The 10,831-nt window shown below is 38.2% G+C and carries 14 protein-coding genes and 1 pseudogene; 12 read left to right on the top strand and 3 right to left on the bottom strand.

From position 1 onward, the window contains the following. From QZ620_RS11865 to QZ620_RS11845, 5 genes and pseudogenes are all read left to right on the top strand, one after another. Positions 1 to 600 (top strand): annotated as a pseudogene (locus tag QZ620_RS11865) (DUF4350 domain-containing protein); the annotation flags it as partial. Further along, a complete protein-coding gene (locus QZ620_RS11860) occupies positions 578 to 1,582 on the top strand; it encodes a MoxR family ATPase (protein WP_295181903.1) in 1,005 nt (334 codons plus the stop codon). The pseudogene QZ620_RS11865 and the gene QZ620_RS11860, both read left to right, overlap by 23 nt. Next, a complete protein-coding gene (locus QZ620_RS11855; RefSeq protein WP_295181902.1) occupies positions 1,582 to 2,916 on the top strand; it encodes a DUF58 domain-containing protein in 1,335 nt (444 codons plus the stop codon). Before QZ620_RS11860 ends, QZ620_RS11855 begins: the two co-directional genes overlap by 1 nt. Before the next feature lie 94 nt (positions 2,917 to 3,010). Continuing rightward, positions 3,011 to 3,424, top strand: a complete 414-nt coding sequence (locus tag QZ620_RS11850; protein ID WP_295181900.1) for a DUF2141 domain-containing protein — start codon at positions 3,011 to 3,013, stop codon at positions 3,422 to 3,424. 118 nt (positions 3,425 to 3,542) lie between these two features. Then, entirely contained in the window at positions 3,543 to 4,502 is a 960-nt protein-coding gene (locus QZ620_RS11845; RefSeq protein WP_295181898.1) for a LysR substrate-binding domain-containing protein, read from the top strand. A 27-nt stretch (positions 4,503 to 4,529) separates the two neighbouring features. Here QZ620_RS11845 and QZ620_RS11840 read toward each other — a convergent pair whose 3' ends face one another. The 3 genes from QZ620_RS11840 to QZ620_RS11830 all read right to left on the bottom strand — a co-directional run bounded on the left by QZ620_RS11840 (position 4,530) and on the right by QZ620_RS11830 (position 6,183). After that, a complete protein-coding gene (locus QZ620_RS11840; RefSeq protein WP_295181896.1) occupies positions 4,530 to 4,727 on the bottom strand; it encodes a hypothetical protein in 198 nt (65 codons plus the stop codon). A gap of 133 nt (positions 4,728 to 4,860) precedes the next feature. Beyond that, positions 4,861 to 5,661 (bottom strand): TIGR00266 family protein, encoded by an 801-nt coding sequence (locus tag QZ620_RS11835; RefSeq protein ID WP_295181894.1) that lies wholly within the window; start codon positions 5,659 to 5,661, stop codon positions 4,861 to 4,863. Positions 5,662 to 5,721: 60 nt separating this feature from the next. Then, positions 5,722 to 6,183: a DUF4442 domain-containing protein gene (locus QZ620_RS11830; protein WP_141877979.1), complete on the bottom strand. Its 462-nt coding sequence runs from the start codon at positions 6,181 to 6,183 to the stop codon at positions 5,722 to 5,724. A gap of 165 nt (positions 6,184 to 6,348) precedes the next feature. Here QZ620_RS11830 and QZ620_RS11825 point away from each other — a divergent pair, with 165 nt between their 5' ends. The 7 genes from QZ620_RS11825 (at position 6,349) to QZ620_RS11795 (ending at position 10,735) form a co-directional block, all read left to right on the top strand. Then, the gene (locus QZ620_RS11825) at positions 6,349 to 6,474 is read left to right on the top strand and encodes a hypothetical protein (RefSeq protein WP_295181890.1); all 126 of its coding nucleotides are present in this window, start codon (positions 6,349 to 6,351) and stop codon (positions 6,472 to 6,474) included. Positions 6,475 to 6,493: 19 nt separating this feature from the next. After that, positions 6,494 to 7,030, top strand: a complete 537-nt coding sequence (locus QZ620_RS11820; RefSeq protein WP_295181887.1) for a DUF4870 domain-containing protein — start codon at positions 6,494 to 6,496, stop codon at positions 7,028 to 7,030. Then, a complete protein-coding gene (locus tag QZ620_RS11815) occupies positions 7,027 to 7,371 on the top strand; it encodes a PadR family transcriptional regulator (protein WP_026915958.1) in 345 nt (114 codons plus the stop codon). Before QZ620_RS11820 ends, QZ620_RS11815 begins: the two co-directional genes overlap by 4 nt. Further along, positions 7,364 to 9,136 carry a PspC domain-containing protein gene (locus tag QZ620_RS11810; protein ID WP_295181883.1) on the top strand — a complete coding sequence of 591 codons (1,773 nt, stop codon included), beginning with the start codon at positions 7,364 to 7,366 and terminating at the stop codon, positions 9,134 to 9,136. Before QZ620_RS11815 ends, QZ620_RS11810 begins: the two co-directional genes overlap by 8 nt. Position 9,137: 1 nt before the next feature. Then, the gene (locus tag QZ620_RS11805; RefSeq protein WP_295181881.1) at positions 9,138 to 9,293 is read left to right on the top strand and encodes a hypothetical protein; all 156 of its coding nucleotides are present in this window, start codon (positions 9,138 to 9,140) and stop codon (positions 9,291 to 9,293) included. Positions 9,294 to 9,512: 219 nt separating this feature from the next. Then, a complete protein-coding gene (locus QZ620_RS11800) occupies positions 9,513 to 10,355 on the top strand; it encodes a DUF2807 domain-containing protein (RefSeq protein ID WP_295181878.1) in 843 nt (280 codons plus the stop codon). 77 nt (positions 10,356 to 10,432) lie between these two features. Further along, the gene (locus tag QZ620_RS11795) at positions 10,433 to 10,735 is read left to right on the top strand and encodes a hypothetical protein (RefSeq protein WP_295181875.1); all 303 of its coding nucleotides are present in this window, start codon (positions 10,433 to 10,435) and stop codon (positions 10,733 to 10,735) included. Positions 10,736 to 10,831 lie beyond the last annotated feature (96 nt).

The raw sequence follows: 10,831 nt of genomic DNA, 5'->3' as shown, positions 1-10,831 counted from the left end.
CTACATACAGCACCGCAGGTTTTTAGTAATTACTTCATGCTGAAGGATGATAATTATAAATATACCGGTAACCTTTTGGCTTATATCCCTGAAGGTAAAGTTTACTGGGATGCTTATTATAAATCTGGAAGATCTTTCTACAGTTCTTCGCTTTATATTTTACTGAATAACAGATCCCTGAAATGGGCATATTATGCTGTGCTTTTATGCATCATCCTGTATATCATATTTGAAGGAAAGAGAAAGCAACGTGCAATTCCGGTCATTGATCCACCAAAGAACCGATCCTATGAGTATACTGGAATCATTTCGAGTTTATACCTGGAGCAAAATCGATTTCAGGAACTGGGAAATAAAAAGATCGCGTTATTCCTGGAGTTTATACGCCGGGAATACCGTTTGGATACTTCAAAGATAGATGCTGGATTTAAACAGGATCTGGCTGCAAAGAGCTCAAATTCTTTGGAAGCAACCAACGAGCTTTTCAACAAAATAGAGTCATTTCAAAAGAATAAGAAAAGCTCAAAACAAGAGTTTCTGGAGCTAAGTACTTATATTAATCATTACAAATTTACCGATGGAAAATCAGGAACAACATAAGCCACAGGACGAATTAAAATTTGAAAACAGGATTCCACTGGAAGGCCTGAAGTCTTCTGTGGATAATCTAAAATCACAGCTGGGAAAAGTAATCGTAGGACAGGAAAATTTCGTAGAACTTTTGATCGTTGGCTTACTTGCAAATGGACATGTGCTTATTGAAGGTGTTCCCGGAGTTGCCAAGACGGTTACTGCGAAGTTATTTGCAAAAAGCCTCAAAACCGACTTTAGTAGAATTCAATTTACGCCAGATCTTATGCCCAGTGATGTTCTGGGGACTTCGATCTTCAATGTAAAAACTTCAGAATTTGAATTTAAGAAAGGTCCTATTTTTTCGAACGTTGTACTTATTGACGAGATCAACAGAGCTCCGGCAAAAACACAGTCGGCTTTGTTTGAAGTTATGGAAGAAAGACAGGTTACCATTGATGGTAATTTGTATCCTATGCAACCACCTTTTATGGTGCTGGCCACACAAAACCCTATAGAACAAGAGGGAACCTATGCCCTGCCAGAAGCTCAACTAGATAGATTTTTATTCAAGATCAAGGTAGATTACCCAAAACTGGAAGAAGAGATCGAAATTTTAAAGGGTCACCATCTCAGAAAAGGCTCTTTGCCGGAAGCTGAAATTTCACCGGTTCTCGATCCCAATGAGATCGCTAATTTACGCTCCCAGATTCATGAGATCGTACTAGAAGACAAACTGATGAACTATATTGCAGAACTTGTGATGAAAACGAGAAATCATTCTCATCTATATCTTGGCGCAAGTCCTAGAGCTTCCATAGCAATCATGAATGCTTCTAAAGCATACGCCGCCATCAATGGTAGAGATTTTGTAATTCCTGAAGATATTAAAAACGTACTGAAACCTGTATTAAGTCACAGGCTTATACTTTCTCCAGATAGAGAAATGGAAGGAATGAAAGCTGAAGACGTCGTAGATATGATCACTCAATCTGTAGAAATTCCCCGATAGTGCTGAAGTTTCTGAAAAGTCTATATTTCAAAGAACTATTCTTCTATTGCCTGATAGGAATCGCTATTTTATTCCTGATCTCGTTCTGGGTGGATTGGCTTTACAGCATTACCTGGATCATCAGCATGATACTGGCAGTAGCGACTTTACTAGACATGATCGCATTATATTCTGGAGAAGCAGTGATAGCAGAACGCATACTTCCTGAGAAATTTTCCAATTCAGATCCTAATCAGGTAATTCTGAAACTTCGGAATAACTATAGGTTTTCAATTACAGCTGAAGTGATTGATGAAGTACCACTGCAGTTTCAGAAAAGAGATTTTTTAAAAAGTAAAAAGCTCGGCTCCCGTTCCGAAGAAAAATTAGAATATCAATTGATCCCGCTGGAACGAGGAGAATACATTTTCGGTAACCTGAATATTTATATTTCTAGCAAGCTGAGACTTGTAAAAAGAAGATATATTACTGGCAAAGAGCAGTATGTAAAAGTCTATCCTTCTTTCGTACAAATGAAAAAACTGGATTTTCTCGCCTTGGATCAAAAGATCAATTTGCAGGGAATGAAACGTATCAGGCGGATTGGACATACGATGGAATTCGAACAGATCAAAGAATATGTTCGTGGCGATGATGTAAGAACAATCAATTGGAAAGCAACAGCGAAGCAAAACGCCTTGATGGTTAATCAATTCCAGGATGAGCGTTCCCAACCGGTTTATAGCATCATTGATACGGGAAGGGTCATGAAAATGCCTTTTGAAGGTTTATCATTGCTGGATTACGCTATCAATAGTTCCCTGGCTTTTTCTAATATTGCACTCCGCAAAAAAGATAAGATTGGCTTGCTGAGTTTTAGTAATAAAGTGCATGGGATTCTGAAAGCCAGCTCGAGACTAAGCCAGCTGCAACAGATCATGGAGTCCTTATATCGTGTAGACACAGGATATCTGGACAGTGATTTTAACATGCTATATTCCCGGGTTCAAAAAAGTATTACCCATCGTAGTCTTGTAATGCTGTACACCAATTTCGAACATATGAGTGCATTGCAAAGGCAGCTACCTTATTTAAAAGCGATCAGTAAAAAGCATTTGCTGGTAGTCATATTCTTCGAAAACACTGAAATTAGCAGACTTACCGAACAATCCACAGAAAAGGATATTTCTACCATGGCACACCAGACGATTGCTGAGTCTTTTCAACATGACAAGATCATGATGGTCAAGGAGCTGGAAAAATTTGGTATTCAGACCATACTTACTCCTCCAAAAGATCTAAGTATCAATACGATCAATAAATACCTGGAAGTAAAAGCTCGCGGACTCATATAAACGGTTCAGCATCAATATTCGACAGTTCAGATATAATTACTTATAAACAAGTAGGTTATGATCTACATTTGAAATGTAATTAAAACCAATCCTTATGAAAACTGTATTATTATTACTCGCATTATTTATTGGTAGTCTATTAAATGCACAGACTGCAACTACTCACGAACTTGAAGTAACGATCCCGAATGTCACAAACGACAATGGTGAAGTGCTATTCGCACTTTACAAGGAGGAAAACTTTATGAGAGAACCTTCATTTTCTCAAAAATCTACTATCAAAGACGGGAAAGCAACGGTAAAATTTGAAGATCTGCCAGAAGGAGAATATGCGCTGGTCGTGATGCACGACGAAAATAGCAATGGTAGAATGGATTTCGAAACCAATGGAATGCCTACGGAAAGTTATGCTACCAGCGGAGAGAGCAAATTAATGGGATCGCCAATGTGGAGTGATACCAAATTCAGGCTGGATAATTCCACAAGAAAATTAAGCCTGAGGTTCTAAGACCTCATAGAAACGTCTCATAACCCACCAATTGGTGGGTTATTTGCATAGATAAAACAAAGTTAAAGCCTATCTGAAATAGGAAATTCTTATACCTTTGTAGTTCAAATCTATTCATATGACAATTACCCAGTTGCATTATGTCTTAGCAGTTGCTGAACATAAGAATTTTACCAAGGCCGCTCAGAAAGTTTTCGTTACTCAGCCAACGCTGAGCATGCAGATCCAGAAGTTGGAAGAAGAACTGGACATTACTATTTTTGACCGAACCAAGAAACCGATTCAGCTTACAGAGGTTGGGCAGAAGATCGTTCATCAGGCTCGTAATATTGTAAATGAAAGCGATCGGATCAAGGATATCGTAGATCAGCAAAAAGGATTTATTGGCGGAATATTCAGATTAGGAGTGATCCCTACGATCATGCCAACATTGCTACCTATGTTCATAGGTAGTTTTATGAAGAAATTTCCGAAGGTAAAATTGAAAATAGAAGAGCTACATACTGAAGCGATCATAGAAAAACTAAAGGAAGGACATCTGGATGCAGCAATCGCTGCTACTCCACTTCAAATTGACGGAATCAAGGAGAATGTGCTTTATTATGAGCCCTTTGTCCCCTATATTCCGAAGGAAATGGACATGCACACCAATGATAAGATAGATATAGATAGTCTTGATATCAATAAGATACTACTGTTGGAAGATGGTCATTGTTTTAAGGATGGGATCATCAATCTTTGCAAAGCAAACCGGGAATACGATGGCGATCAGCTACAACTGGAAAGTGGTAGCTTCGAAACACTTATCAAACTGGCCAATGAAGGTCTGGGAATGACGCTACTTCCCTACCTCCACACTTTAGAACTTAAAGATTCTGAAAAAAAGAACTTAAAAATGTTCAACGATCCTGTTCCTGCACGGGAAGTGAGCTTGATCTATAATCGTAGTGAATTAAAAATGCAGATCATTGAAGCACTGCGCAGTACCATAGCCAGCGTGGTAAAAGGCGCCATTACTTTCCAGAACGTAAAAATCATAAGTCCTTTAAATCATAAAAAGGATTTTCAGAAGAATTAAAAAAAGCGGCTAATAGCCGCTTTTTATTTAAGTGTTCAAATAAATTAAACATTGATTTAATTCAGGGTTCTGTTTGGTTAGTGCGAGAATCCAGAGTCGTAACTCATCTATCTCGTGTGGAAGCAATCTATCGATCGCTTTCTTAACTTCTCTACAGAACAAGCTTGGATCAAAACTTACTTTATCAAGTATCGTCTTGGTGTATTCAAACATCGCTCTCGCCATATTATGAAGTATTTAAGTTTAAGATTAGGTTAAAAATAAATGTAGAGATGTACTATAAGCATTTAGATTTTTGGTTAGAACAATATAGCTATTTTAAGAACAGCGTATGAGTTTTTGTTAATTTTTTAACAAATTAAAACCTATTATCGCCGCTTAAGACATCACCAATTCCTCCAAGTAAACTACCTTCTCCTTTATCCTTTCCACCCATTTGCGGCGCTGCCTGCAACACTCGATTGGCGAGCCTGCTAAAAGGTAATGACTGTATGTAAACCGTACCTGGACCAGTAAGCGAAGCGAAAAATAATCCTTCCCCTCCAAATATTGTATTTTTAATTCCACCTACAAATTCTATATCATAATCTATGGTTTGGGTAAAACCTATGATACAACCGGTATCGACCTTTAACTTCTCACCAGGACCCAATTCTTTTCTAGCCATTGTCCCACCAGAATGAACAAATGCCATTCCATCTCCTTCGATTTTCTGCATGATAAAACCTTCACCTCCAAAAAATCCGCGACCAAGCTTTTTACTTAATTCTATACCAATAGCCACACCTTTGGCTGCGCATAGGAAAGCGTCTTTCTGGCAAATGAATTTACCATTAAATTGAGTGAGGTCTATAGGAATGATCTTGCCAGGATAAGGTGAGGCAAAGCTTATACGTTTCTTTCCCTGAATTTCGTTGGAAAAGATGGTCATAAACAAACTTTCGCCGGTAAGTAATCTCTTTCCAGCTCCAAGGACTTTTCCAAGGAAACCTTCGTTCTGTTTGGAACCGTCCCCAAATATGGTATCCATTCGTATACCATCGTCCATCATCATAAAGTTTCCAGCCTCGGCAATTACCGCTTCCCTTGGATCAAGTTCAATTTCTACATATTGCATTTCTTCTCCGAAAATCTGGTAATCTATTTCATGTGCATTCATAGTGATTAAATTTTGATTGATGCTTGTTCTATATGATGAGTATCACTTTTAAGAGCAGTGTTACTTTCTTTGTTTAAGTTTAACAGTCCATTCAAATTCAAAAACTGATACTTCAACGCCCTCCTCATTAAGTCCAATTGCTTTCATCCACATGGTTTGTCCTTCTCCGGTAGCAATCGTTCGTTCAATGGCCTCCTTCACTTTCTGTCCATCATGACAGGTAAATCTTATTTTTCCAGTGGCCTTCTTCGAGAAAACCGACTTGTTCTGTGCCACCAGCATGGAGATTTTTTTACCGGAATCCTGGATCTTTCCCATAACAAGAGCTCCCGTACTAAGCTCTGCAGCCATTGCCTGCACAGCAAAATACATGGAATTAAAAGGATTTTGATTGATCCATCGATGGGTAACGCCAACAGCACATTCGGTTTCATCTATATGTTTAACTCTAACACCACACAACCAGGCACTTGGAAGTTTAAGCATTAGAAAAGAATTCAGTTTAGAGGGATTTAGCTTCATGAGCAGAGTTTATTATCAAATTTTCATAAAAATATGAAATAACAATGAGACCGTAATTCTTAAATAATTGTTAACTTCTAGTACTTTGCTTTGCATAATACCTTCTTTTAGATATATATTTGCATAAGAACCTAATAGGTATAAAATCATCAAAATCAAAACATCATGAAAAGATCAATCAAAAAACAGTCAGTCACCAGCGTTTTACCCGGAACATTAGCAGATAGAATCAAAATCTATGTTACCATCTTCGCCATCTACGTGTACGTTTTCAGCACGATCATTCTTTAATAGTTTTAAATCTCTAATCATGCAGGACAATAGCGCTCATAAAAACCGTACTTTAACTACTGTACTCCATCTATCGGTATTTACGAAGTATTTTATACCACTGGGTAATTTCATGTTCCCTATGCTACTCTGGTTAAGCCAGAAAGAAGATGCATTTGTGGATCGTCATGGAAGAAATGCTTTGAATTTTCAAATCAGCACTTTTCTGTATACGGTATTACTGGTAGCTATTGGAGGTGCTACTTTCTTGTACTTTGCTTTAAAATTCAATTTAGTAGAACCTTTAATGACCAATGATTCCTTTGAAGTCAACCAGTTTTCAGAAGCATTACCTTTTATCATCATCATGGGTATTCTGGGAATATTATTACTTGGACTGTTTGTTCTGGAAATCTTTGCAGTCATCTCTGCAAGTCTTTCAGCAAACGAAGGAAAAGAGTATTGCTACCCGCTAACCATCAATTTTTTAAGTTCGGATAAACCGAAAGAAACAAATCATCAAAATCATCAATCAAAAAATGAACAGTTTAATGACACCCAAAAACAAACACTATGAAGATTGAAAATACCAAAGCCCAGATGCGTAAGGGTGTATTGGAATATTGCATTCTCTCGGTTTTAAGAGACGAAGATGCCTATGTGGCAGAAATTCTGGACACATTAAAAGACGCAAAACTACTGGTAGTTGAGGGTACGATCTATCCCTTATTAACCAGGCTAAAAAATGCGGGACTTCTTAATTATCGTTGGGAAGAATCAACAAGCGGGCCGCCACGTAAGTATTACGGACTTACCGAAACAGGAAAGATATTTCTCAGGGAATTAACGGGTACCTGGAATGAATTACAAACTGCCGTTAACATCGTAACCACTCAAAAAAAGAACAATCATGAATAAGACAGTTAACATAAATCTTGCCGGCGTTTTCTTTCACATAGATGAGGATGCTTATGCCAGACTTCAACGATATTTGGAGACTATAAGGCATTCGTTTTCAAATACGCAGGGTCGTGATGAGATCATCTCAGATATCGAAGCTCGTATTGCTGAATTGTTCAATGAGAAAGTGAAGAATGACAGGCAGGTTATCAGCATTAAAGAAGTAGAAGAAATTATCACGATCATGGGGCAACCTGAAGATTATATGGTCGATGAGGAAATCTTCGAAGATGAACCAACGACCACTCACAGGTCTGCAAGAACTCGTGGAAAACAATTATACCGTGATACTGAAAATGGATTCGTTGGTGGTGTGTCCTCAGGACTTGGTCATTACCTGGCGATCGATGCCATCTGGGTAAGATTGCTTTGGGTCTTGCTTACGATCTTTTCCAGTGGTGGTTTTCTATTGATCTACATCGCGTTCTGGATCTTTGTTCCGGAAGCAAAAACTACGGCAGATAAACTTGCCATGCGCGGTGAAGAAGTAACGGTTAGTAACATCGAAAAGAAGATTCGTGAGGGTTTTCATGATGTTTCAGACAGTATAAAAAATGTTGACTATGATAAGTTCGGGAAAAGAGCGTCTGCTGGAGCAACCTCTGCAGCAACCACATTAGGGAATATTATCAAGTTCTGTCTGAAACTATTTGTGAAATTCATCGGGATCATCCTAATCCTTTTCGCCGGTTCCACCCTTATTGCGCTATTTGTTGGGTTATTTGCAGTTGGCACATTTGGGATCGTTGATGCACCGTGGACTGAATATATCGATGTGGTGAATAGTGGCGCTCCTATATGGCTAACCTCACTGCTTGTATTTTTCGCAGTTGGGATCCCCTTCTTCTTCCTGTTCGTTCTTGGATTGAAGATACTGGTAAGAAACTTGAGATCTGTAGGTAGAATTGCCCTATTGACATTACTCGGAGTCTGGTTAATCTCGATCATTGGACTATCAGTAATTGGTATTAGCCAGGCGACCAACCGTGCTTTTGATGGTGAGGTTGCCACAACAGAAACTTTAAAGGTGACTTCAGCAGATACTATCTACCTGCGTATGAAGCATAATCCTGAAATGAGTAACAGAACCAGAAGATCATCAGATTTCAGAATTGTCTATGAAGAAGACACCAAAATGATCGTTGGAAATGACATCAGGCTTATCGTTCGATCTACCAGAGATTCCGTAGGAAAAATGGAGATATTAAAGTCGGCTGAAGGTAAAAACTACAACGAAGCCAGGAATCGAGCCAAGGCGATACGTTACGGTCGCAGCCTGGTTGGAAATGAACTTTTGCTAGATAGTTATTTTATAACAGATGCAAAGTCTGGTTACAGAGATCAGGAAGTGCAAATCACTTTATATCTGCCTGAAGGCACCACTCTATATGCTGATGATAATACTTCTACCTTTCACAGAAATACCGATTCTTACGAAGACATTTTGCATAATGGCGAAGAAGAGCATTTTCTGAAGATCATCGACGGTGGCACCAGCTGTGAAGATTGTCCTGTAGAAGATGTTTGGGATGACGATAGTGGTGACTGGGATAGCGAAGATACCTGGGAAGACGATTATGATACTTCAGATGACTTTAATGCAAGAGTAGACGTTAATAGTGAAGAAGTTAATATTAGACTGAACGATAACGGCGTGGAGATCCAGGATAAGGATGGCGACCGTGTAAGAATAGACAGTAACGGAGTACAAATACAGAACTAGTATGAGCTCACTAATCAACCTCGTCATTAGTTTTTTTGTTGGATTGATATTATACATTCAGCCCGTAAACAAAGAAACTGTGAACATTGAAAAACCACTCAACAGTACTGAAATATTTCAGAAGCTGGAAAATTACCAGAAAATTCTGGATAGTTGAAAATTTGAAGCCTCCCTTGTGGAGGCTTTTTTCTTTATATCTTTTGAAAATTCTTCCGTTAAGAAATACCTGAGTTCAAGAATATGTGCTGCCCTATACGCCTGTAACGGTAATTTTTCTCTCTGATTTACGGGCTTTGTTATAATAAGTCCTATCTTTTGCAAAAAAGTATCTGAAGGGTCAAATCTGAAAGATCGAATAGGAAAACATAAAAATATCATGCTAAAGAAACTTCCATTACTACTATTAATCGTTTTATGTAGTTGCAATGCCCAGGACAAGGTAAAGGGTAGCCGAAACGTAAAAACCGAACAATATGATCTCGAAAAATTTCACTCGATCCAGATCAAAGGAGAATTTGAAGTTGGAATTTTAAAGGGAAGAAGATCCATGATCGAGATAGAAGCTGATGATAATATTCATGATCTCATTATGACTGAAGTTCTTGACGGAACACTTTATATTAAGCCCATCAAAAAACTTTCCCGTACCAAGAAACAGGAATTAAGAATTACTTTTTCTGATACCTTAAAAAGTATACTTATAGGTGGTGACGTGGAACTCGAATCGCTACAGGATCTTTACGTGAATGATTTCAAGCTTGAAACAGGAAATGACGCCAAAGCTTTTTTAACACTTACGGCCAGTAAATTCAATTTTATTCACAAGGATGATGCAGAAGCTGAACTGAACGTTACCGCCCAGGAAATTGTTTGTCAGCTAAATCAGTCTTCAAAGGTTGAGGCGCTCTTGAATGCTCCTGATGTTGAGATCGATATTTACGAAAAAGCATCTGCCAGAATAGACGGTGAAACTCAAATTTTCAATTTAAGAGCAGACCAATCATCTAAATTTGATGGTGAGAATTTTAGCAGCTTTAAAGCTGAAGTGCTGGCACAGGGAGGTTCATCATCCAAAGTAAACGTAAGCGACACTTTGAATTTAACTGCTTCAGGAAAAAGTGAGATCGAAGTATTTAATACACCGGTGATCAAACTCTTACAATTTTCAGATGAAGCGAGTTTGTCTAAGAAAGAATTCAGCAAAGGTCTGTTTAAATAAATGCTAAATTTTGATCCTTAATTCATTCTGAATAAGTGGATTGAATACATTTGTTGCCAATTTAAATTAAAAGATAAATGAAAATTATCACCAAAAATATTGCCCTTGTATTGCTATTATCTCTGGCTTTAGTGTCTTGTAGAGATGAGCAGGATACAGAAGAAGAGAAATCTGAAGTTGAAAGAATGATGGAGGATCCCAATAATAAAGTTGAAGTCAAAGATGGCGGAGACAAGATCAAGATCGAAACTCCAGAAGGAGACGAGATCAAGATCAAAAAGGATGATGGCGAGTATAAGAAGAAAGTTGACAGAGCCGATGGTTCAGAAACAAAGATCAAGGTTGACGATGGAGAAGTAAAGGTGAAAACCGACGATTAAAATCCTAAGTTAGTATCAAAAAAAGTCCCGCAATTGCGGGACTTTTTGGCACTATATTAAAAACTGTGTAAGTATTGAATAACGGGGTTTGTTAGC

The sequence above is a fragment of the uncultured Christiangramia sp. genome, from assembly GCF_913046405.1.
Lineage (GTDB): Bacteria > Bacteroidota > Bacteroidia > Flavobacteriales > Flavobacteriaceae > Christiangramia > Christiangramia marina.
The sequence above is the reverse complement of the archived record's forward strand: the minus strand, read 5'-3'. Positions and strand labels throughout refer to the sequence as shown.